Here is a 21,759-nt window from a genome sequence, read left to right on the forward strand (position 1 = left end):
ATTATTTTAACAAATCCGCTACATATGGCAATAGTGCTAAGTGACGAGCACGCTTAACAGCCACTGCGATCTTTCTTTGAAACTTCAGAGAAGTACCAGTAATACGACGAGGTAATAATTTACCTTGTTCGTTTATGAATTTCAATAAGAAATCAGGGTCTTTATAATCAATATATTTGATACCTAATTTTTTGAATCGGCAATACTTTTTATTCTTATTAGTATCAATATTCAGTGGAGTAAGATATCTGATATCTCCTTCTTTTTTTCCTTTTGCTTGTTGTTCGATTGACATTGTTTAAGCTTTTTTACTGTTCAACTTTGCTCTTCTTTTCTCTGCCCATGCAATAGCTTCTTTTTCAAGCCTTACAGTGAGATAGCGCATTACACGCTCGTCACGGCGGAATTCTACTTCGAAGCTCTCGATGATATCGCCTGGAGCTTTGAACTCAAATAAGTGATAAAATCCACTTTTTTTGTTTTGGATGGAATAGGCTAATTTCTTTAAGCCCCAATCTTCTTTTGCCACCATTTCAGCACCCTTTGAGGTTAAGAAATTTTCAAATTTCTCAACTGCTTCCTTTATCTGTGCTTCAGATAAAACGGGATTCAAAATGAAAACAGTTTCGTAATGATTCATAAAAACTTTTATTTAAATTGAGGTGCAAAGATAAAACATTTTTACCTTTGCACCAAATAATATTTATTATATTTTTGTATTTTACACAACTATATGAAAATCAGTATATTTTACTCCGTTTTGGAAGTATTATTTTCTGTGTCTTTTGCATTTTCTGCTGAATTACCCTCAGCAGATTGCTCGGTTTTTTCTGGAATAACTACATCTCCCTTCTTGGTTTTGAGCTTCCCTCTTGCCTCTTTTTGGAGCCTTTCGAGAGTCTGACTGATCAATTCCTTAGTCACAAAGTCTATTTCCTTAGCACCATAGGCACGCTGTAGTGCACGGAAAGCCTTCTGAGGTTCTTGGATACGTAGATAGTAATCTCCTTCTAAATAATCAGGTAGAGCAGTATCCTTATAATAAGGTTTTATATACTTAACCAATATAGGTATAGATTCAAAATCGGCATTCTTGAGTATAGCAGCATAAATACTCTTGACATCTTCCAATAAGGGCGCCTTGTCTATACCATACAAATCCTTGATACTCTTATACTTATCTTGCAAATACTGAGTGGTATTGGTTTGCACTCTCACCACCTTCTCGGCATATTCTCGCATAGTAATAGGACGATAAAGCTCAAAAAACAAATTTAAAGCCTCTGGAATTCCTGATACTGGGACTGCACTGATAGAAACTCTTGGAAATTCTTGATAATAATAAAAACCATTCGTATATTCCTTAGTATTCATAAGGTTGTGTAACTCTTTCACTTTCTTCAACTTAGCATTATCATCTATCTGCGCCCAACCTAAATAATAAAAAATGGGTCTTTTGAAAGAATCCACCTGTTCTGGCATAGAAGGAATTATTTTCTCAGTTACATTGGGAGAAAGAGAAATATAAGCATCAAAAAGTGCATTTTCTTTCAGTAAATAGTAATTGATAAAGTTACCTGCTTCCCCATCGCCTATAATTCCTTTGAAAGAGTTTACAGCATATTTACTCTGTACATGAGGAACAACGACTTGTCCTACAAATTCAAAGAAATTAGCGGTGTCATTGAAAGGAATTCCGGTTTCCTCTGGGATAGTAACATCACTCTCAGTATTATAGATACCTACGACAATTGCAGGTGGTACTTCCCCTGTTTTGTTGAAATAACGCATACTACTTACGGTAGGCTCTAAAAGGCTACTGGCATTGAGTACGACAAATAAGGGATATCTTTCCCGCTTATCATAGCCATCAGGAAGGACTATGGTAACCTTACGTGTTCCATCAAGGGATTTCGACCCCAAATTCTCTGTAGTAATCTGTGCCCATACATTTGTCATATAAGCACTTAGAAGAATCAGTAAAAACTTTTTCATCTTATAAATGTTTGTTATAGGTTTCAAAATAAAAATCATATGCATGTCTCTCATCTTTGGGGTGAAAGACACGCTCTATGAGTTCCCATTGGGTAAGATCTATCTCTGGGAAAAAAGTATCTGCTTCTATATGTGCCTGTACACGAGTAAGCTCTAAGGTGGTAGCCAAGGAAATCGTTTGCCGGTAGATCTCCCCTCCCCCTATGATAAAGGGTGAAGCATCTCTCTTTTTGGCTTCTATGATAGCCTCCTCTATGGAGGAGGTAACAACACAATGTTCCCTCTGAGGTAATTCCTCCCTTGAGATAATAATATGAGTTCGCTTAGGTAGCAGTTTTGGTAAGGACTCCCAAGTCTTTCGTCCCATAATCACACAATGCCCCATAGTCAGTTGTTTGAAACGTGCAAAATCATCAGGAAGATGCCATAGAAGCTGGTTGTTCTTCCCTATCCCATTTTCTAAATCCAAAGCGGCTATAAGTGTTAAAGACATTGTATGCTATTTGAACGAGGCAAAAGTACAATTATTTATTTATTTTTAACTCTTTAAAATGTTAAAATTTCATCCATTTGAAAAATATTTAGCTCCAAATAAAAAAGGCTGTCCTGAAAAAACTCTTCGAACAGCCTCTCTATTTCCGTATTGATAAATTCGCAAACCATTTCTTTTTGGTTATAAATAAACTTGCTATTTCAATAGCATGCCAAAAAAATGTTCTAAAAACTCTTGAAAGCTATTGGCATATAGACGATCTTCATTCATCATATAATCCCGAATATAAACAGGATATTCATTAGCTTGACCTACTTCCTCAATTTTAAAGAAATAAGTCTCTTCATCCATCTCTAAGAAAGCCAATTCATCCTTTTGGAATAGATTATTTTGCAAATTTACTTGATAAGTATAATAAATATCAATATCGGCATCCTCTTGATATTCAGGTGGAGCAATAGTTTTAAAATCAATTCCACAAACAGAGATAAATTCATAGTTTAATAACATCTCTTTATAACTATTGGGTAAAGGAAAACCTAATTTCTTTTCGGTTTGCTCTATCCAAGTTATATTTATAAAGCCTTTGGTTCCTACAGTTATTTTATCTTTATACTTTTCAATAATAGATTGTATCATTTTTTACAATATTATTACCTTAATTATATTCTCTCTTTTATAGTCAAACATATTTAGAATGCAAATAAATAGAACAAAAGGTTAATTCTTAATTTACTTTTTTCAAGAGCGATTTGCAAATCGCCCCTACGCTTGCTTATACCTATTTTTCGCAAACCACTTCTAATTAACTATAAAACTACCTAATTACCTATTTTATAGCTTCCTTCCCTACGGAGAGCTTTTCCTAAAATATTTATTACCAAACCAATACCCTAATTATTAGCTCTAAAAGTGAGGAGGGGTAGCTTTAGCACAACCTTTCTGTAATAATCAAAAAGCCGAAAATATTTGTTTCCTCTTGGGATAACAGATATTTTCGGCATATTCTTTCTTTACAAAATTGGCAAACTGACTAAAATTCTGTTTGACCTTGACATTAAGATTTTATTTTAAGAGCTTTTCTAAGACTTCTGCCAAGCGTGGATCAGAAGGACGTGGTGCATTAGGATCTACAATCTTACCATTCTTATCTATAAGAAGGAAAGTTGGAATCTGGTTAATATCATAGTCCAAAATAAACTGAGACTTGAAAGCATTATCAGCAATGAGTTGTACTCCCTTAAGATCATGAGCTTTTACAGCACTCTTCCAAGCTTCTTTGTCTTCATCGATAGAAATGCTTACGAACTCTATATTTTTACCATGGAACTTAGCTTCCAATTCTTTTAGATGAGGAATCTCACCCACACAAGGTTTGCACCATGAAGCCCATACATCTATATATACTAATTTTCCTTTGAAATCGGCCAAAGAAGCAGTGCCACCATCTATCTTTTCATAATTGGTAAATACAGGAGAATCCTTACCAGCAACCAATCGAGAAGCTACTTCGAAAGATTTTTGTGCCACTTGCTTGAGGTCATCTTCTTTTACATTCTTAAGAACGAAGTCCAATATCTCTTTGTTTTTACTGTTACCAGGAGCGATAAGACTCACTACTGCTTTAGCCAAATCAGTACGAATATTATCTGATTTGATAGATGAAGCCATTTTTAGGAAACCTTCTATCTGTTCTGGGTTACTGGCATCTCCAAGCATTTCAAAGTATTTACTGCGTACCAAATCTCTATAAGAATCTACAGCAGCATACTCTTGTGCATTATCATAATCTATCTGATCTCTTTCTGCATAGAAACCATCAGGAAGGATGGCCTCCTTACCTATAGAATAAGCATGGTAAGTAGGGTAAGCGATAAGATATTCTATATACTTATATTTAGCCCATTTTTGCTGATTTTCTACAAAATCATTATCAAAATTATAAGCCTTTAGCTTGGAGTCAAGTTCATTAAAAATGGATTTTATATTCTCTTTGAACTCTTGTGGTTTTTGTCCAAAGAGATTAGAGTCAGCCCCATTTATTTTTTCATTGATAAAATTCTCTTTTTCTATCAAATACTGTGTTTTCTTTGTTTCAGTTCCTGATACTGTTGTCTTGGTAATATCCTCATTGAGAGAAAGTTCTATATTGGTACCCTTATCCAAATACAAAGGTACCTGTACAGTCATATTCTCTATAAGATAGAAAAAATGATTATCAGTTATAGGACGAATGGTATCACGAAAAGTCCCATCTGAAAGAACAGGAATTTCCTTGTATATTTCATCATTGTGTGCCAAAACTATTTTTTGGCTCTCTCCTGGTAAGAATACTTTTCCTGAGATCACTGCATAATCCACATTCCCTTGGGCAGTCTTATCTTTACAGGCTGACAATAAGCTAAAGGCAGCTATACTTGTAATAAAAATTTTTTTCATTATTTCTTCTTTATTTCTGAAACTGAACTACAAAATTAGATAAAACAATTGAAAAAACAACTATTAATAAGAAAAAATGTATTGAAAATATTTTAATTCATTGTTTTTCAATACATAAAAGTTTTTAACAAAATAAATTTCCTTGTTCATATCTTGAAATTTGAGTAAAATTCACTATCTTTGCTCTCTCTTAGAACAACCCAGTGACAACAGATAAAACAATGGATACTTTGTGGGAGGAACTTACCACTAAGCTACTGAAGGATTTTCCCATAGGCAGAACCCTAAGTATAGATAGTATCCTATACCTGATAGGCTTACAGGAAGTAGGTAAGCTTCATGATACTTTTTCGAGAGATGACAAAATCAACCTCATACATGTAGGTACTTGTAAAGTATTAGAACCCTATGGATATTACTTTTTTGAATACAAAGACAAGGAAGGTTGGCCTTTCTATAGAAGAACTAAAGATCACCTCTCCCTAAGTGAACAGCAACAAAAAAGTCTCTTGAAAGAAGCTATCCTTTCCTATTTTATAAAAATGGATTATTTACCAACCAAACCCTAATAAATAATATAGTACACTTATGAAAATACTTACTAATGAGCAAATGCACGCTGCCGATCAGCAGACTATTGAAGAACAACAGATTACTTCTTGGGATCACATGGAAAAAGCCGCTTCAAACATTTTGGCTTGGATCAAGAAGAACCTCCCTGGAGACAACCCTTATCACATCTATGCTGGTGTGGGTAACAATGGAGGGGATGGACTTGCCTTAGGGAGAATGCTTGCCCAAATGGGTAAGAAAGTGAAGGTAACCATTGTCCCTTTCAGTGAGATTCATTCCGAAGATTTTACCAAGAACTTGAACTTACTCAAAGAGATACCCTCTGTTGAGATCCATACTCTTAGCCAACCAGAGACCTCTGAAGACTTCCTACAAGCCAATGAAAAACCTTTCCCAACCCTCAAAGGCAAGCCTGCCAAAGGTTTTGAAGAGTTTGTTGCTAACAAATATAATGGCACTCAGCCTATTACTATCGATGCTATTTTCGGTATTGGGCTTTCCCGCCGTGTATCTCCATGGGTACAGCGCGTATTCGAAGAAGTAAACCGCCAGAGAGGACTCATCATCAGTATAGACACACCTTCAGGACTTTACTTAGGAGAGGACAGACATGAGAAAGACCTCTTTGTAACCCCTCATGTAGTGCTTACCTTCTTCGCGCCTAAGCTTCCTTTCCTCCTTCCTCAGACAGGACGCTACATCCCTTATTGGGAAGTGCTGCCCCTCCCTTTATCCTTTGACTATCTCAAAGATGTAGCTACCGAATATGACTATACTACCGACAAAGAAATCAAGCGATTACTACGCACACGCCACCGTTTTACTAACAAAGGCACCTACGGACATGCCCTACTGGTAGGAGGAAGCTATGGGAAGATAGGAGCGCCTATTCTCAGCGGGAAGGCTACCCTCAAAAGCGGTGCTGGGATGCTAACACTGCTACTGCCTAAGTGTGGCTATAATATAGCACAAACAGCCCTCCCTGAAGCGATGGTACTTACCTCCTCACAAGAGGAAGCGCTCTCCCCTACCGAAATTCCTTTCCAGCCCAGCGCCATTGGAATAGGAGTAGGAATGGGTACCTCCGCTTATGCGCAAGGTACCTTAGCCTCCTTGCTTAGGACATTTGCCAATGTACCTTTTGTTATCGATGCGGACGCGCTCAACTTAGTAGCCTCCAGCGAAGACCTTCAGCGATCTTTACCTAAAAATACCATTCTCACCCCTCATCCTAAAGAGCTTGAGCGCCTTATAGGAAAATGGGCAAATGACTTAGAACGTCAAGAGAAAGTAAAGCAATTTGCTAAGAAATATAAAGTGATACTCATCGTTAAAGGAGCTTTCACTATGATTACTGATGGAGATCATTTTTGGGTAAACTCCACCGGCAACCCTGCTATGGCTACTGCGGGTAGTGGTGATGTACTCACTGGAGTACTCACTGGCCTGCTCTCTCAAGGATACACTCCCCTGAATGCTGCTATTGTAGGAACCTATATACACGGTAAAGCCGCAGATACTTATGTGAGAAATACCAAGAAAAACACCATGATTGCCAGTGATATTATAGATTATTTACAGTTCTAAACACCTAACTATAATTACTTAAAAAATGCTGTTACATATGTAACAGCATTTTTTTAGGTAAAAAAAACATTTTTATAAGTTTTTCTTTCATTTTTTTTTCATACCTTTGACGGCTAAAAAGTGTGTACTTTTTTCAAACCTCTATTCATGTTATTTTTTTGCTAACAAAATATAGATATTTAATATAAATAAAAGATATTATCATGGGATTTTTTGATTTCTTAACAGAAGAAATAGCCATTGACTTAGGTACTGCCAATACACTTATTATCCACAAAGATAAAGTAGTGGTAGATAGTCCTTCTATAGTGGCGCGAGACTTAAGCTCCAACAAAATCATCGCCGTAGGGAAAGAGGCTCAACTCATGCAAGGAAAAACGTATGAACGTATCAAGACGGTACGCCCCTTGAAAGATGGGGTCATCGCTGACTTCGATGCTTCTGAGCAGATGATCAACGCCTTCATAAGGAGTATTCCACCTTTGAAAAGACGTTTTTTCTCTCCTTCTCTTAAAATAGTGGTATGTATCCCCTCTGGAATTACCGAAGTGGAGATGCGTGCTGTGCGTGAATCCTGTGAAAGGGTCAATGGTAAAGAGATATTCCTAATCTATGAACCTATGGCGGCAGCTATTGGGATAGGCTTGGATATCATGCAAGCCAAAGGAAATATGATTATCGATATAGGAGGTGGTACGGCAGAGATTGCGGTAATCTCCTTAGGAGGTATCGTATGTGATAAATCTGTGAAAATCGCTGGAGATGTATTCACCAACGATATTATCTACTATATGCGTACACGCCACAACCTATATATAGGCGAGACTACCGCGGAGAACATTAAAATCAATACCGGTGCAGCTATTGAAGAGATAGATTCTCCACCTGATCCTATGTTGGTACAAGGTAGAGATCTACTTACAGGAAAACCTAAGCAGGTAGAGATCTCTCACAGAGAAGTGGCGAAAGCCTTAGACAAATCAATTCTCCGTATAGAAGATGCCATCATGGAAACCCTTTCTCAGACACCTCCTGAATTGGCAGCTGATATCTATAATACTGGAATCTATATGGCGGGAGGTGGTTCCATGCTTCGCGGCTTGGATAAGCGTATCTCCATGCGTACTGACCTACCTGTATATGTAGCAGAAGACCCTTTGCGTGCTGTAGTAAGGGGTACAGGTATCACTCTGAAGAATATAGATAAATTCAAAACTATCCTAATGAAATAGATGCGGCTGATTTTATTATTTTTCAAGCGTCAAAAGGATTTTTTGGTCTTCCTATTGCTTTTCATTTTTTCCTTTACCCTTGTTTTAGATAGAAATTCTTTTCAAAAATCAAAATTTCTATACATAGCTACAGGGGTAATGGGAGATGTGTACATGCTGCGAAGTGGTATAGAAGGGTACTTCAACCTTCGCCAGCAGAATGAGCTTCTCACACAGGAGAATGAAAGACTCCACAAGGAATTACTCAGTGTCAAAGCTAAAAAATTAGAAGAACTCTCCCAGGATCCTATTTTGCTATTCTCTCCTGAGAGCTATAGCGTGTACAGAGGGGAAGTTATCAAGAATAGCTATAATCTGTCCAAAAACTATCTGATTATCGACAAGGGAACTCGCGATAGTATCCATGAGGATATGGGAGTGGTTTCTCCTCAAGGCATTGTAGGGATTATTGACAAGGCCTCTGAGCGATTCTCATCAGTCCAATCTGTACTCAATACGCTTTCAAAAATCAGCGCTACCCACCAGAAATCAGGCTATTATGGCACTCTCTCTTGGGATGGCAAAGACCCTACCGTGGTACAACTCAGTGATATCCCAAGCCTTGCGACTATCTCCGTAGGAGACTCCATCGTCACTGCTGGGCATTCGAGTATCTTCCCCAAAGGGATTCCTATAGGAAAGGTCAAGAGTGTCAATGCCAATACTCGTGATAATTCTCTGTTATCACAGGTGAAATTGTTCACCAATATGCAGCAATTACAGCACATATACATCATCAAGAACAAAGAACAAGTTCCTATAAAACAAATAGAAGAGCAAATACAAACCCAAGTAGATGAATAGCTTAACATACATTTTTCAGCTCATAGGTTGGGTACTCCTACAGGGAATCGTCCTGAACAATATAAATTTGTTTGGGTATGCTGACCCTGCTTTGTATTTACTCTTCTTCATGACCTATCCTTCAGTGGAGAATAAGACACCTTTGCTTCTTTTGGCGACTCTTTCGGGGCTTGCCATTGATATTTTTTCGCAGACAGGAGGTATCTATACCTGCGCTACCCTCTGTGTTGTTTTCCTGCGTCCACTACTGATTCGTCTGTTCTTTGGGCAAAACTTTGACGAGCAACCCATAAAGCTCCTACAAGTGAGCTTCACCCTACGATTGCTTTATATTCTTTCCTTCACCTTTATTTTCCATATTATTTTTTCTATTTTGGAAACTTTTCAATGGGAACTATGGATATTCACCCTTCATAAGACCTTGATCAATATCCTACTCTCCACGATTGTTTGCCTATTGGTGGAACAACTCATCGGTAACCGCAAGGAGGAAAAATATTAGAAATCACCATAGTTCACTTGAAAACAAGGCAAAGCAAGCTCTCGTCGCCACATATCGACCACTTGGTTACGATCATCCAAAAGAAATTCTACGAAATATTTCCCTTGTATCTCTTCTAAGAAAAGTTCTTTTTTGATGATGTTATCCTTTCTATAATCATTGGTATCGCGCATAAGCAATAAATCATAATCTATCTGATACTTTGCAAGGAAGCGTTCGGTGGGCTCTCGGTAAGCATTCTCTCTTCCAGAGAGCAAGACAACCTTGTACCTCTGCTGCTTTGCCATCTTCAGCACCATAGCCACTGGAGTATTGAGCAAATCCTGATCCGCTGTAGAGGCGTTATATGGATCTCTTCCATTGAGCAAGGAAAGAGTCCCATCCAGATCACAGATCACTGCTTTTGGCAAAGAGGTGTCTTGGTTAGCATAAGTAAGAGAAGTCTCCTTCAGTGCTCTGGGAATAGGTTTGAAATCGAATTTCTCCTTGGTATATTGTAGTTGGGTTACATGTTTTTCTATGGCACTTTTAGGGATAAACTTACCCGTTTGCTCACAACGCTTATCACAGCGCTTAACTAATTCTTCCACAGGCAGGTCAAACACCTTAAAAGAAATATCAGCATACTCCGTATAAGTGCGTACCATATCCTCCAAAGAGCGCAAGGAGCTATTGGTTGCATCTATAATCACATTGGTACGATTCTTCAAAAGAGCAATTACGGAAGCCTCCACCATCTTGGTAATCCGTTCCTCATAGAAAGGAGACATCAGAGAATCGCCAAACTGCATCAGGCGAAAATCATCTCGATTCACTCGTACCCAATTATCCTCTGTACGAATAAAATAGCGGGCAAAGGTAGATTTCCCCGACCCTGGTGCTCCTACTAAGATAAGGAGCTTAGGAAAGTGATGTGTATTATTTTTTGTACTCATAATCTGCTATCTAATTGATTTTCTATTTCCTCACCTAATATACGATCCAATACTAAGTTTTTCAGTTCGTAGTTCTCTTCGCCAAGTTCATTATAAGGAATGGCCAAGAGTTTGGCATTAATCGCCCAGTCATTGATAGAACAACGGAGCTTCCCTTTGATATTTCGCTTTGCGATTTGCTCCTGTAGTCTATCTTGAAAATCCACTCCATAGACCAGTGTCAGGTAATCATTGTTGCGCACCTTGAAAGCTGGAGGCATCCCAGGAAGGAAAGCCGTACGAGGCTTGATGACCACCCCTTCTTCATCACTTTGGTTAACCTGATCTACCCAAGCACGTATCTGGGGGTACTTAGCCTCGAAATCCTCCCTATCTGCAAACTGATAATGGAGAAAATCATCATCATTTATTTGCTGAAAACTCAAATTGTCATTCACAAAGTGCTCTCTTCCATCGGTATATACCTCCTTAAGAATATTAAAAGGCTTAAAGAATGGGGCAGCTTCCTTGCCGAAAATATCCAACTGACGCTTGAAAAGCTGTATATTCTGCTGGTAGTGAGGCAAGTCCAAGAACTTAAAATCCCTTATCGACTGATACTGACGAATAATATGCATAGGATATTTGTCCTTGAGCTCTTTGGCAGAAAGCACCTTAGCATCAGCTACAAAAGAAAGATATGCTGGTTCCTGCTGAATCTTTTGCAATTTTTCATATAACGAACTCTGTACCAAATATTCAGCATGAATCTCATGAGAAATGTAATAAGCTGAGAACTCATTATTTATAAGTCCTTTCCCCAGAATAGACCAAGGCATCAACTCCGACTGAATGATACGAAGCTCCACCCCATCCCAAGAGAATCTATCATGTAACCCCTGCAAAGCTCGCAAGCATTGTTCTTGGTCTAAGTGATTGATTTTGTATCCGTTCCTACTGACCAAATACGTATCTTCCAATCGCCTATGCAGATAAATATCACAATAAGAACCCATGTACTTCTTTTCAATCACAATCTCCTTTACCCCATTGAGGACAAACCACAAAATCCCCTCATATAAGCTCTCTATCTCATTGCGCTCTACGGACTTAGGTGCGGGAGAGATGGTAGGGGAAAAAGCATTAATCTTATTCTTACAAAACCAATCTATTCGCTTTTTTATCAATGTTTTATCTTCCATATTTGTCTATATTTTTAAAAAGTTGATATCCTATATATTGTTTCAGATCAGGGCAAGCCCCCTTATAATAACAATCCCAATAACTAACGATACGGCTTTCAATACGCCTTTTCAGTTGAGGATTTTCAGCCAAGAAAGATTTTAACCTGCCCTTCATCTCCTTTGGAAGGTTTTTAGCAAGTACCTCCAATATCTCATGCACATAGTCTCCCAAGAGCAGGGCTACATAAGGCAACACAAAATCCTCCTTTGACTGTAATACCTCTTGGAGATATTGCTCCCTGAAGTATCCATTATGATGAGAGAGATACAAACAGTAGAGCATCAGTTCCTCTCGGGAAGTCAGCGATTTTGGATTATATTTACCAAAATACACCCTTTTTGGAATCACCAAAGATTCCCCTGAGAGTATCACCCTCTCCTGTCCCACCATCTCATGAAGACAAGCCTCTCTTTTGAGAAGAAAATCAGCCAACGCTGTAGCCTCTTGTATCAGATAAGAAGGAAATGCCTGAGAGATTAAGTGCCTTTCATCCATTGTTCTTTGTTTTACGAGTGCAAAGATACGATAGGACTACGCAATGTTCTTACGTAAGAAATATTTTAGGTTATTTTTAACGATTTCACTTCGAAAATTACCCTTAGACAATATTGTTTTTTTCATATTCTTTTTGTAATTTTGTACTTTGAATGAGACAAAGCAAAATACATATTCATTTCTTTGCTTTTTTGCTGCTTGTGTGCATGCTGAAAGTTGCTTTTCCTGTAGGTGAATTCTTCCATAACCACCTATCAGATAAGGAAGTATGTGCTCATGTCAATGGGAAAAAGTGCGATCACAGCACTCATATCTCCCAAGCAGAAAAGCACCATGATTGTGTATACCTACAGCTACACCACAGTTTTGTTCTCTCTACTTTTAGCTATCATCTGCTTGAGGTAAATGACAGTTTTGTATTTTTCTTTAGTGAAAAGACAACAGTCCTTACCTCCTCTACCTCTCTCTCCAGAGGGCCTCCTACCACTTCCATTCATTGTTGATTATCAACATGGTAAGAAATTAAAAATTCTTACCCTTATCAGGCGCTATTATATAGTGTCTTCCCCTTGTGTTCTTTTCACAGATCACTGATTATTAATCATTTATTATACCATGCGAAAGATTTTATGTCTTTTCCTTTTTGTCAGTGTTTTTTCCTTGTATGGACAAGAAACACTCCACTTAAGTATAGAAGACAGTCAGAAGCAACCCCTCCCCAGTGCCGTAGTGCACTTCATGGGAAAGCACTATGTAAGTGACAACAACGGGCGAGTAAGTATCCCAAAGCTATCCAAAGGGAAATACCCTATCAAGGTAAACTACTTAGGATTTTTGGACTATGAGGCTACTATCAGCATTCCTGCTGCAAATCCTTATATAATTACTCTGCAAGAAGAAGTCAACCTACTCTCAGGGACAACTCTTTTAGGAAAAGCATCCCAGCCACTGAAGGCGAATGCAACCCTTGACAAAGCACAGCTTCAGGAGAACTCCGGAGAGCAATTGGCCAAGGTACTCACTTCTGTATCAGGAGTTTCCATGATACAAACAGGAGCCACTATAGCCAAGCCTGTGATCCATGGCTTACACAGCAATCGTATCCTAATCCTCAACAACGAAGTACGCCAGGAGGGACAGCAATGGGGTGCTGACCATGCTCCAGAGATAGATCCCAGTGTAGCTGATAAGATTACTGTGATCAAAGGTGCTGATGCTGTACGCTATGGCTCTGATGCCTTAGGAGGAGTGATTGTCATCGCCCCTAATAAGCTCCCTTACGGAGATGGACTCCATGGAGAGATTGCTCCATCTTTTGCTTCTAACGGACGAAAAACAGCCACCTCGGTAAAATTAGAAAGCTCCATACCCAAACTCCACGACTGGGCTTGGCGCATACAAGGGTCCCTCAAGCGTTCTGGAGATATACACACTGCCGATTATGTACTGAACAATACAGCAGCTCGGGAAGCCAACTTTGCCATAGCCACAGGGGTACAAAAAGAAGTCGGTGCAGTGGAGGCCTTCTATAGCCGATATGAAAACGAAAGTAGTGTATTCTATGGCTCTCATATAGGAAATCTGGATGACCTTTTGGCTCGATTCGAAATTGGTCGCCCCCTGACCACCTACCCCTTTTCCTATAATATAGAAGCTCCAAAGCAGAAGGTTATACACCACCTATTCAAAGCCAAGGCTTACTACCTTCCCCCCTTTGGAGGGAAGTTCACCACCCAATATGCCTTCCAAAAGGATATCCGCCAGGAGTTCAGCCTACGACGATTGGATAGAACCCGTATCCCTGCTCTGAATATGTGGCTTACTACTCACTTGGTCGAAGCCTATTGGGAAAGTATAGACAACCCCCTCTGGAAAACAACCATAGGTGGGAGTTTCTCCCATCAGGACAACTATAACCAGCCAGGAACAGGAGTGGTACCTGTTATTCCTAACTTTGCCTCCATTAGCTATGGCGCCTTTGCTATTGAGAAATACCACAAAGGGAGATGGACTGGCGAAGCAGGCATTAGGTATGACTATAAGTACCTCAATGCTGATGGCTATGATATGTATTCTCAGCGTTATGGAGGAGAGCATAACTTCCACAATATCACCTATAGCTTAGGAGGAGCGTGGGAAGCTTCAGACAAACTATCACTGAGCAGCAATATAGGAGTCGCTTGGCGAGCTCCACAGGTGAATGAGCTCTACAGCAGTGGCTTACACCATGGAGCAGGGACTTACAATCTAGGAGATTCCTCTTTACATCCAGAAACAGGTGTGAAGTGGATTACTGCTCTTGACTATAAGAACCCTGACAAGGGGATAGACCTCAGTGTAGATGCTTATGCTCAAGTGATCAAGGGCTACATCTATGACTACCCCACTGGAGAGACGCGCACCCTATTCTCTGGAGTATACCCTATATTCCAATACACCCAAGCAGATGCTTTCTTTCGAGGGGCTGACTTGGAAGCACTGATAAGGCTTGCCCAATGGCATGATCATTCACAAAGCCTATCCTACGAGTTCAGAGGTGCTCTCGTTTTTGCCAATGAGCTAAAGACTGGCCGGTATTTTCCCTTTATTCCTGCTCCAAGGCTGAGCCAATCATTGCTGTGGAAAAGTGCTCCCCGAGGTATTTTTCAAAGTCTTGAGGCGAGTATAGGACATACCTTTGTTGCCAAACAAACTCGCTTTGAGCCCTCTCAGGAACTGGTTGCCACCACGCCCGAAGCCTATCATCTCTTTGAAGCAGCCATAGGGGGTACTATAAACATAGGGCCACACCAAAGCCTCGGAATCCGGCTCTCTGGAGAAAATCTGTTGAATAAGCTCTATAAGGAATACACCAACCGCTTTCGATATTACGCCCATGACTTGGGTAGGAATATATATTTGAGATTGAATTATAATTTTTAGAAAATATTGTTAAACACTAATTTTAGAAAAAATGAAAAAAATAACTAATGTATTAAAAAATATCTCATTGGCTATGTTTTCTTCTGTCCTTTTATTCTCTTGTTCTAAGGACGAAAACACAAGCCCAGATACCTCAGCCCCTACTATTGAGGGAGTGGAATTAGGAGAAGCAAATTCCAAAATAGGATATATAGGTGATGAGTTACATGTGGAAGCAACCCTTACCGCAGAAGGAACCATCCAACAAGCAAAACTACAAATTACTTATCAAAATGGGGAGTCCTCCTTCAAGATAGAGGAAGCTTTTGCTGATTTTGTAGGAAAAAAAGGAGGAAAAATACACAAACATGTAGATATTCCTACAGATGCTAAAGAAGGAAATTATGATTTTCAACTCTTTGTTACTGATCAGAATAACAAAACAACTTCCATAAAAGAGACACTAAAGGTAGTCAAGAAAAGAATTTTTACTGAAAATGAAGCACTTCCGTTATCTTCTCTACAATTAGGTATCCTAAATAAATATATAGGTCTAAAAAAAGAAGATTTTATAGCAAAATTTAGCAATGGAAATGTCACTTATGAACAAGATAGTCCGTTTGACCCATTAGTATATTATGCTACTAACAAAGAAGCTCCTTTCCAAAGATACAAAATACAAGTAAGTTTTGGCAATGTATTTGATTTGGACAAACTTCCTTATGAATCATACGAAGGTGTTGATAGCATTACCATTATTCCTGTAGATGCTAATGGACAAGAGGTAACCAACAACCAGTCCAAGGAAGTTTTTGAATATTTTGAAGATTATATCTCTTCTTTTAGCAAAAAACCTTACCAATACATTCGAGAAGATGACGACAAAGGATATTCTGAAAAAAGATTTAAAAAAGAAGAATTTTACAACACCTTCTCTAATGCAGAACTAAAGGAAACCGATGCTTCTATCCTATGGAATGCAAATCCGAACAAACCTGCATCCGAAAGTTCTAAGGCTAAAAATACTCCTATTGTAAAAATCAAATACAAAAGAGAAAGCCACACCTATGAAATTTCTTTAGAATTCAACCGCCCTAATGATTATAATAACAACCTAAAACAAAATTAAAAACACTTAGCATATGAAACGTATAACCAACACTTTTAAAACCCTATTGGCTACTGCTGCCTTAGGTTTTGTTCTTACTTCTTGTAGCAAAGAAGCCGCTACTCCGACCAATGAAAAAGAAGACAAAGGTCATGAAGACCCTGCTAAAGTAGAATTTGTGATTCGTCGAGGACATCTACATGGCGTTCGTTTCCATGGTGATCCAGAAAGTATCATTGCTCCTATACAAAAATTCAAGTTTGAATTGGACGAGCAGACCAAGAATTGGGTTCGTAAGGATATGGATGGAAAGATACTAACTCAAGAAAATCCTGTAGTAATGATCGAGGGTGCTCACTATGCAATGGAAATTATCTACTACAACTCCAAAGGACAACGCATGAACTATGAGTTTACTTCCGAACAAATGTTGCCTATTCACCAACATTTTTTTGAAGTAAGAGAATATACCAATACAAAAAAGACAAATGATGTAGGCACTGATATAGGTTCTTTATTCACTTATACTTACCGTGATACAAATCCTGAAAATGTACCTGTAGGTGATTTTATTGATTCCAAAAATAGTACTAAAAAATCCGAACTTACCGATAATCCATTAGGACTCAAAGGATATTTTTCTCCTACAAAAGCTTATGCTAAGTATGATATTCGAGTAAGTCTCTTTCATGTACTAAGAGGAACTAAAAATAAGAATAACGAAAAAGGAGTATTCTATCCTTTCAACGCTCCTGGCAGTGAACTAATAGCTCGTAGTACTACGGATTTTTCACAAAAAATACCCGTATATGTGATTACTTCCATCGCCTCTGGAGGAGGAGAAGAAGAAAATCGTTACTATAAGGAAGTAGCTGATTATTATGGAATCACTCCTGAGAGAGTGAAACAACTCATAGATGAAGCTCGTGACAAACACGATTCAGCTACTTACTGGATGTAGAAAGAATCAAAAAAGAAAATAATGACCAATGACAAATATCTCTCACAAATATTTGTTATTGGTCATTTTTATTTCTAAAAATTCTTTAATTTTATTCATAAATAAAACCTAAAATCAATGAAGATTCCATTTTTTTATTTTACTTTTGCGAAAAAATTTTCATGAAAGGAATTATTTTAGCAGGGGGTTCTGGAACAAGGCTCTATCCTATCACTAAGGGTATTTCCAAGCAGCTACTCCCTATCTATGATAAGCCCATGATTTACTATCCATTATCAGTGCTTATGCTCTCTGGTATTCGGGAGATTCTCATCATCACCACCAGGGAGGATGCAGATTCTTTCCACCGCCTACTGGGGGATGGAAGTCAGTTCGGTGTGCAACTCTCCTATGCCGTACAGCCCTCTCCTGATGGGCTGGCACAAGCCTTTATTATTGGAGAAGAGTTTATTGGAGAAGATGATGTATGCCTTATCTTAGGGGATAATATCTTCTATGGGCAGTCTTTTTCCAAAATGCTCTCCCAAGCGGTAGCCAATGTCAAAGAAGAGAGAAAAGCAACTGTCTTTGGCTATTATGTAAAAGACCCAGAGCGCTATGGTGTGGCCGAGTTTGACCCTGAGGGTAATGTCCTTTCTATAGAAGAAAAACCCAAAGACCCCAAGTCCAACTATGCGATTGTAGGGTTATACTTCTACCCGAACAAGGTCGTAGAGATTGCTAAGAAAATAAAACCTTCACAGAGAGGAGAGTTGGAAATCACCTCTGTCAATCAGGAGTTTTTATCTTCCAAAGAACTCAAAGTACAACTCCTAGGTCGTGGTTTTGCTTGGCTTGACACAGGCACTCATGATTCCCTAACGGAAGCCACCAACTTTGTAGAAACCTTAGAGAAACGACAAGGACTCAAGATATCCTGCTTGGAAGAAATAGCCTATCACCGTGGATGGATCTCCAAAGAACAAGTCACCAAGGTAGGTCAAGAACTATTCAAAAACGGATATGGACAATATCTTTTGGAGCTTGTAAAATAAAATCTATATATAATGAATACAATCAAAACAGCTATTGAGGGATTGGTTATTATAGAACCTAAGGTATTCTCGGACGAAAGAGGATACTTCTTTGAATCCTTCTCCCAACAGAAATTCGTAGAGGAAGTCTGCAATACCACCTTTGTACAAGACAACGAATCTAAATCCTCCTATGGAGTGCTCAGGGGCTTACACTTCCAGAGGCCTCCATATGCACAATCCAAATTAGTTCGTGTAGTCAAAGGGATTGTCTGGGATGTAGCTGTAGACATTCGCCGAGGCTCCCCTACTTTTGGTCAATATATAGGTGTAGAACTTACCGAACAAAACAAAAGACAGTTCTTTATCCCTCGTGGATTTGCCCATGGCTTTGTGGTACTCAGCCCAGAGGCTATCTTCCAATACAAGTGTGATTCTTTCTATGCGCCTACTCATGAGGGAAGTGTACTCTGGAATGACCCAACTATAGGTATTGATTGGAAGATTCCTCACAATGATATTATTCTCTCCCAAAAAGACCAACAAGGACCTCTCTTGCAAGAGGTATGGGAATTTGATTACAAAGAAAAATTATATTAAAACATCCATTATATGAAAAATATACTCGTTACAGGAGCCAGCGGACAGTTGGCTTTGGAAATCAAACAAGAATTACACAATTCTGTTTCCAATCATTATATTTTCACTACTAAAAACGAATTGGACGTCACTGATGCAGCTGCTATCAAAGCTTTCTTCAAAAAGAATGAAATAGAGTTGGTTATCAACTGTGCCGCTTATACCAATGTAAATGGTTCTGAGATAGACAAGGAGACCGCTAATCTGGTTAATCATCTGGCTGTAAAGAACATAGCCAATGCTTGTACTGAACAAGGAAGTGCTTGTATCCACCTCTCCACCGATTATGTATTCGCTGGAGAAAAGAATACCCCCTACACTGAAACCGATGCTACTTCTCCTCTGGGAGCGTACGGACAGACAAAACTATTAGGAGAAAGTGCCTTGCAACATTCTGATATTGACTTCCTTATCCTAAGAACCTCTTGGCTATACTCTGCCTTTGGGAACAATTTTGTAAAGAACATCCTACGCCTGAGCAAAGAACGCAAGGAGATCAAGGTGGTTTTCGACCAGGTAAGCACTCCTACTTATGCCAAGGATTTAGCCCGATTCATCATCTTTGTCATTGAAAATAAGCTATACCGAGGCCGACAGGATGTATATCACTTCTCCAACGAAGGAGTATGCTCTTGGTTCGATTTTGCTGTAGAAACACTCAGACTCGCTGGCAGTGATTGCAAGGTAATCCCTTGTAAAACACACGAGTTCCCTACTCCAGCAGCCCGCCCTGCTTACTCTGTATTGGACAAAAGCAAGATCAAAACCGATTTTAACTTTCCTATCCCCTATTGGAGAGATTCCCTCATTGCCCTAATGACAAATAATACCTCGTTAGTATAACTATGAAACACATCTTAATCACCGGAGGTGCCGGATTTATTGGAGCTAACTTTGTTGTATATTTCGTCAATAAATACCCTGATTATCAATTAGTAAACTTAGATAAACTCACCTATGCAGGAGACCTAAGCAACCTTGTAGAGGTTGAAAAAGCAAGCAATTATACTTTTGTACAAGGTGATATTTGTGATAGGGCACTGGTGGAATCCCTCTTTGAGAAATATCATTTCCAAGGAGTGATTCACTTTGCTGCGGAATCTCATGTGGACAATTCTATTGCCAACCCTGATGCTTTTATCACTACCAACATACATGGTACCTTTACCCTCTTGGATGTAGCGCGTCATCACTGGATGGAGGCACCTTTCGTAGTGAAAGAAGCGTACAAAGAGGCTCGCTTCCACCATATCTCCACCGATGAGGTGTATGGTACCCTAGGCGAAACAGGTCTTTTTACAGAGACCACTCCCTATGCTCCTAACTCCCCTTATAGTGCCTCCAAAGCTTCGTCGGATATGATTGTTCGCGCTTACTTCCATACCTATGGGATGAATGTAACCACCTCCAATTGTTCCAATAACTATGGGCCTAAGCAACATAAGGAAAAACTCATTCCTACCATTATCCGCAAGGCACTACAGGGAGAAGCCATCCCTATATATGGAGATGGAAAAAATGTACGTGACTGGCTCTATGTATTAGACCATTGTACAGGGATTGACCTTGTATTCCACCAAGGCAAGGCTGGAGAAACCTACAATATAGGAGGGCGCAATGAGCGTAATAACCTCTTTATTGCAGGACACATCTGCGAGATCTTAGACCAAAAGCGTCCACTCCCCAATGGTAAATCCTACAAAGACCTCATCGCCTTTGTACAAGACCGCGCGGGACACGATCGCCGATATGCCATTGATGCGACTAAGATAGAGACACAATTGGGCTGGAGAGCACAAGAGAATTTTGAGACAGGTATTGTAAAAACTATTGACTGGTATCTCTCTTATTTTAAAGATTTGCTATAGCCTAAGGCAATTTCTATTATGAAAGACATAGTAAAAGGGTACTTATGTGCCTTTATTTCAGCATTTACCTATGGATTGATTCCTCTTTTTATGATTCCTATCAAAAAAGAGGAATCTTTCTCGGTAGATGCCACTCTTTTTTATCGTTTCCTTATCGCCAGTGGAGCTATTGTTTTCTTCCTCTTTTACCAAAAGGAAAGATTGCATATCTCCTTCCGAGAAATGTTGATTATGAGTCTCTTGGGACTACTCTATGCCCTCTCAGCAGAGTTTCTCTTCCTGGCCTATGATTACCTTTCCCCTGGGATTGCCTCTACTATTTTTTTCAGCTATCCCATCATTGTTGCATTAGTATTGATCCTTTTCTACAAAGAGAAACTCACGATCCCTACGCTCCTTTCACTGTTATTAGTTGTGGTTGGTGTGGGGGTACTCAGTATCAAAAAGGGAGAAGCTCTAAACTATATAGGTTTAGGTATTTCCCTATTAGGTGCTTTGGTGTATGCCCTCTATATCCTCATTGTCAATAAAGTACGTATAGAATCCTCAGGAGTGAAGATTTCCTTCTACTCCATGCTTTTTTCCTCCCTTTACTTCTTGGTCAAGTCCCTTCTTCTGAGGGAAAGCATCTCCATTTCCTCTTGGGCATTAGCAGGAGATCTGACCTTATTTGCCATTATCACCACTTCCCTATCTTTGGTAACCTTAGTCTATGCTGTTCGCTATATAGGTTCCACTCCTACAGCTATTATGGGAGCTTTTGAACCGATTGTAGCTGTACTTATCAGTGTAGGACTCTTTGGAGAACAACTCACCCCTTCATTGGTGATAGGAGGTATGGTAATCATCACAGGAGTATTGATAGATATCCTCTTTAGGAAACACCCTAAGTAATCTATGGCAAAAAAGAAAAACCATTCCGCAATTAGAATGGTTTTCCTTCGTTAAAAT

General features: G+C 39.1%; 23 protein-coding genes. 14 read left to right on the top strand and 9 right to left on the bottom strand.

Annotated elements, in window-relative coordinates; all coding sequences use genetic code 11:
- Position 1: 1 nt before the first annotated feature.
- The 6 genes from rpsR to CGC50_RS03525 form a co-directional block, all read right to left on the bottom strand.
- Positions 2–295, bottom strand: coding sequence for a 30S ribosomal protein S18 (gene rpsR, locus CGC50_RS03500; RefSeq protein ID WP_002670530.1), 294 nt, complete (start codon positions 293–295; stop codon positions 2–4).
- Positions 296–298: 3 nt separating this feature from the next.
- The gene (gene rpsF, locus CGC50_RS03505) at positions 299–640 is read right to left on the bottom strand and encodes a 30S ribosomal protein S6 (protein WP_002670395.1); all 342 of its coding nucleotides are present in this window, start codon (positions 638–640) and stop codon (positions 299–301) included.
- Between the two features lie 110 nt (positions 641–750).
- On the bottom strand, positions 751–1,995 hold the full coding sequence (locus CGC50_RS03510) for an alpha/beta hydrolase (RefSeq protein WP_095909703.1): 1,245 nt from the start codon (positions 1,993–1,995) through the stop codon (positions 751–753).
- A gap of 1 nt (position 1,996) precedes the next feature.
- Positions 1,997–2,488, bottom strand: a complete 492-nt coding sequence (locus CGC50_RS03515; protein ID WP_095909704.1) for a dihydrofolate reductase — start codon at positions 2,486–2,488, stop codon at positions 1,997–1,999.
- A gap of 195 nt (positions 2,489–2,683) precedes the next feature.
- Entirely contained in the window at positions 2,684–3,127 is a 444-nt protein-coding gene (locus tag CGC50_RS03520) for an SMI1/KNR4 family protein (RefSeq protein ID WP_095909705.1), read from the bottom strand.
- Between the two features lie 426 nt (positions 3,128–3,553).
- On the bottom strand, positions 3,554–4,927 hold the full coding sequence (locus tag CGC50_RS03525) for a TlpA family protein disulfide reductase (RefSeq protein WP_095909706.1): 1,374 nt from the start codon (positions 4,925–4,927) through the stop codon (positions 3,554–3,556).
- A 221-nt stretch (positions 4,928–5,148) separates the two neighbouring features.
- Here CGC50_RS03525 and CGC50_RS03530 point away from each other — a divergent pair, with 221 nt between their 5' ends.
- The 5 genes from CGC50_RS03530 to mreD all read left to right on the top strand — a co-directional run bounded on the left by CGC50_RS03530 (position 5,149) and on the right by mreD (position 9,664).
- Positions 5,149–5,496: a hypothetical protein gene (locus CGC50_RS03530; RefSeq protein WP_232781178.1), complete on the top strand. Its 348-nt coding sequence runs from the start codon at positions 5,149–5,151 to the stop codon at positions 5,494–5,496.
- 19 nt (positions 5,497–5,515) lie between these two features.
- Entirely contained in the window at positions 5,516–7,087 is a 1,572-nt protein-coding gene (locus CGC50_RS03535; protein WP_095909708.1) for an NAD(P)H-hydrate dehydratase, read from the top strand.
- 203 nt (positions 7,088–7,290) lie between these two features.
- Complete coding sequence (locus CGC50_RS03540; protein WP_002670762.1) at positions 7,291–8,319, top strand: rod shape-determining protein; 1,029 nt, start codon at positions 7,291–7,293, stop codon at positions 8,317–8,319.
- On the top strand, positions 8,320–9,162 hold the full coding sequence (mreC, locus tag CGC50_RS03545) for a rod shape-determining protein MreC (protein ID WP_095909709.1): 843 nt from the start codon (positions 8,320–8,322) through the stop codon (positions 9,160–9,162).
- Complete coding sequence (gene mreD / locus CGC50_RS03550; protein ID WP_095909710.1) at positions 9,155–9,664, top strand: rod shape-determining protein MreD; 510 nt, start codon at positions 9,155–9,157, stop codon at positions 9,662–9,664. The genes mreC and mreD overlap by 8 nt, the downstream gene beginning before the upstream one ends.
- Here the strand turns inward: mreD and CGC50_RS03555 are convergent.
- From CGC50_RS03555 to CGC50_RS03565, 3 genes are read right to left on the bottom strand one after another with little or no spacing between them, the layout of a single operon-like run.
- The gene (locus CGC50_RS03555; protein WP_095909711.1) at positions 9,661–10,599 is read right to left on the bottom strand and encodes a phosphatase domain-containing protein; all 939 of its coding nucleotides are present in this window, start codon (positions 10,597–10,599) and stop codon (positions 9,661–9,663) included. The two genes, mreD and CGC50_RS03555, sit on opposite strands and share 4 nt — an antisense overlap.
- The gene (locus tag CGC50_RS03560; RefSeq protein WP_095909712.1) at positions 10,596–11,780 is read right to left on the bottom strand and encodes a DNA ligase-like domain-containing protein; all 1,185 of its coding nucleotides are present in this window, start codon (positions 11,778–11,780) and stop codon (positions 10,596–10,598) included. The genes CGC50_RS03555 and CGC50_RS03560 overlap by 4 nt, the downstream gene beginning before the upstream one ends.
- On the bottom strand, positions 11,770–12,318 hold the full coding sequence (locus CGC50_RS03565) for a hypothetical protein (protein ID WP_095909713.1): 549 nt from the start codon (positions 12,316–12,318) through the stop codon (positions 11,770–11,772). Before CGC50_RS03565 ends, CGC50_RS03560 begins: the two co-directional genes overlap by 11 nt.
- A gap of 152 nt (positions 12,319–12,470) precedes the next feature.
- Here CGC50_RS03565 and CGC50_RS03570 point away from each other — a divergent pair, with 152 nt between their 5' ends.
- The 9 genes from CGC50_RS03570 to CGC50_RS03610 all read left to right on the top strand — a co-directional run bounded on the left by CGC50_RS03570 (position 12,471) and on the right by CGC50_RS03610 (position 21,702).
- A complete protein-coding gene (locus CGC50_RS03570; protein ID WP_232781180.1) occupies positions 12,471–12,821 on the top strand; it encodes a hypothetical protein in 351 nt (116 codons plus the stop codon).
- 112 nt (positions 12,822–12,933) lie between these two features.
- On the top strand, positions 12,934–15,240 hold the full coding sequence (locus CGC50_RS03575; protein WP_095909714.1) for a TonB-dependent receptor: 2,307 nt from the start codon (positions 12,934–12,936) through the stop codon (positions 15,238–15,240).
- Between the two features lie 31 nt (positions 15,241–15,271).
- The gene (locus CGC50_RS03580) at positions 15,272–16,348 is read left to right on the top strand and encodes a DUF4625 domain-containing protein (RefSeq protein ID WP_232781181.1); all 1,077 of its coding nucleotides are present in this window, start codon (positions 15,272–15,274) and stop codon (positions 16,346–16,348) included.
- A 13-nt stretch (positions 16,349–16,361) separates the two neighbouring features.
- Positions 16,362–17,288 carry an RNA polymerase sigma factor sigma-70 region 4 domain-containing protein gene (locus CGC50_RS03585; RefSeq protein WP_095909715.1) on the top strand — a complete coding sequence of 309 codons (927 nt, stop codon included), beginning with the start codon at positions 16,362–16,364 and terminating at the stop codon, positions 17,286–17,288.
- Positions 17,289–17,449: 161 nt separating this feature from the next.
- Positions 17,450–18,322 carry a glucose-1-phosphate thymidylyltransferase RfbA gene (gene rfbA / locus CGC50_RS03590; RefSeq protein WP_002670763.1) on the top strand — a complete coding sequence of 291 codons (873 nt, stop codon included), beginning with the start codon at positions 17,450–17,452 and terminating at the stop codon, positions 18,320–18,322.
- Positions 18,323–18,334: 12 nt separating this feature from the next.
- Entirely contained in the window at positions 18,335–18,901 is a 567-nt protein-coding gene (gene rfbC / locus CGC50_RS03595) for a dTDP-4-dehydrorhamnose 3,5-epimerase (RefSeq protein WP_002670525.1), read from the top strand.
- A 12-nt stretch (positions 18,902–18,913) separates the two neighbouring features.
- A complete protein-coding gene (gene rfbD, locus CGC50_RS03600; protein ID WP_002670682.1) occupies positions 18,914–19,783 on the top strand; it encodes a dTDP-4-dehydrorhamnose reductase in 870 nt (289 codons plus the stop codon).
- 2 nt (positions 19,784–19,785) lie between these two features.
- Positions 19,786–20,808: a dTDP-glucose 4,6-dehydratase gene (gene rfbB, locus CGC50_RS03605; protein WP_095909716.1), complete on the top strand. Its 1,023-nt coding sequence runs from the start codon at positions 19,786–19,788 to the stop codon at positions 20,806–20,808.
- Positions 20,809–20,826: 18 nt separating this feature from the next.
- Positions 20,827–21,702 (top strand): DMT family transporter, encoded by an 876-nt coding sequence (locus CGC50_RS03610; RefSeq protein WP_095909717.1) that lies wholly within the window; start codon positions 20,827–20,829, stop codon positions 21,700–21,702.
- Positions 21,703–21,759 lie beyond the last annotated feature (57 nt).

This window comes from Capnocytophaga gingivalis (genome assembly GCF_002302415.1).
GTDB classification, from domain to species: domain Bacteria; phylum Bacteroidota; class Bacteroidia; order Flavobacteriales; family Flavobacteriaceae; genus Capnocytophaga; species Capnocytophaga gingivalis.

What these genes read in the sequence shown, in the direction of transcription:
- rpsR (WP_002670530.1), bottom strand. Translation starts at nt 295, where the DNA reads ATGTCAATCGAACAACAAGCAAAAGGAAAAAAAGAAGGAGATATCAGA.
- rpsF (WP_002670395.1), bottom strand. Translation starts at nt 640, where the DNA reads ATGAATCATTACGAAACTGTTTTCATTTTGAATCCCGTTTTATCTGAA.
- CGC50_RS03510 (WP_095909703.1), bottom strand. Translation starts at nt 1,995, where the DNA reads ATGAAAAAGTTTTTACTGATTCTTCTAAGTGCTTATATGACAAATGTA.
- CGC50_RS03515 (WP_095909704.1), bottom strand. Translation starts at nt 2,488, where the DNA reads ATGTCTTTAACACTTATAGCCGCTTTGGATTTAGAAAATGGGATAGGG.
- CGC50_RS03520 (WP_095909705.1), bottom strand. Translation starts at nt 3,127, where the DNA reads ATGATACAATCTATTATTGAAAAGTATAAAGATAAAATAACTGTAGGA.
- CGC50_RS03525 (WP_095909706.1), bottom strand. Translation starts at nt 4,927, where the DNA reads ATGAAAAAAATTTTTATTACAAGTATAGCTGCCTTTAGCTTATTGTCA.
- CGC50_RS03530 (WP_232781178.1), top strand. Translation starts at nt 5,149, where the DNA reads ATGGATACTTTGTGGGAGGAACTTACCACTAAGCTACTGAAGGATTTT.
- CGC50_RS03535 (WP_095909708.1), top strand. Translation starts at nt 5,516, where the DNA reads ATGAAAATACTTACTAATGAGCAAATGCACGCTGCCGATCAGCAGACT.
- CGC50_RS03540 (WP_002670762.1), top strand. Translation starts at nt 7,291, where the DNA reads ATGGGATTTTTTGATTTCTTAACAGAAGAAATAGCCATTGACTTAGGT.
- mreC (WP_095909709.1), top strand. Translation starts at nt 8,320, where the DNA reads ATGCGGCTGATTTTATTATTTTTCAAGCGTCAAAAGGATTTTTTGGTC.
- mreD (WP_095909710.1), top strand. Translation starts at nt 9,155, where the DNA reads ATGAATAGCTTAACATACATTTTTCAGCTCATAGGTTGGGTACTCCTA.
- CGC50_RS03555 (WP_095909711.1), bottom strand. Translation starts at nt 10,599, where the DNA reads ATGAGTACAAAAAATAATACACATCACTTTCCTAAGCTCCTTATCTTA.
- CGC50_RS03560 (WP_095909712.1), bottom strand. Translation starts at nt 11,780, where the DNA reads ATGGAAGATAAAACATTGATAAAAAAGCGAATAGATTGGTTTTGTAAG.
- CGC50_RS03565 (WP_095909713.1), bottom strand. Translation starts at nt 12,318, where the DNA reads ATGGATGAAAGGCACTTAATCTCTCAGGCATTTCCTTCTTATCTGATA.
- CGC50_RS03570 (WP_232781180.1), top strand. Translation starts at nt 12,471, where the DNA reads ATGAGACAAAGCAAAATACATATTCATTTCTTTGCTTTTTTGCTGCTT.
- CGC50_RS03575 (WP_095909714.1), top strand. Translation starts at nt 12,934, where the DNA reads ATGCGAAAGATTTTATGTCTTTTCCTTTTTGTCAGTGTTTTTTCCTTG.
- CGC50_RS03580 (WP_232781181.1), top strand. Translation starts at nt 15,272, where the DNA reads ATGAAAAAAATAACTAATGTATTAAAAAATATCTCATTGGCTATGTTT.
- CGC50_RS03585 (WP_095909715.1), top strand. Translation starts at nt 16,362, where the DNA reads ATGAAACGTATAACCAACACTTTTAAAACCCTATTGGCTACTGCTGCC.
- rfbA (WP_002670763.1), top strand. Translation starts at nt 17,450, where the DNA reads ATGAAAGGAATTATTTTAGCAGGGGGTTCTGGAACAAGGCTCTATCCT.
- rfbC (WP_002670525.1), top strand. Translation starts at nt 18,335, where the DNA reads ATGAATACAATCAAAACAGCTATTGAGGGATTGGTTATTATAGAACCT.
- rfbD (WP_002670682.1), top strand. Translation starts at nt 18,914, where the DNA reads ATGAAAAATATACTCGTTACAGGAGCCAGCGGACAGTTGGCTTTGGAA.
- rfbB (WP_095909716.1), top strand. Translation starts at nt 19,786, where the DNA reads ATGAAACACATCTTAATCACCGGAGGTGCCGGATTTATTGGAGCTAAC.
- CGC50_RS03610 (WP_095909717.1), top strand. Translation starts at nt 20,827, where the DNA reads ATGAAAGACATAGTAAAAGGGTACTTATGTGCCTTTATTTCAGCATTT.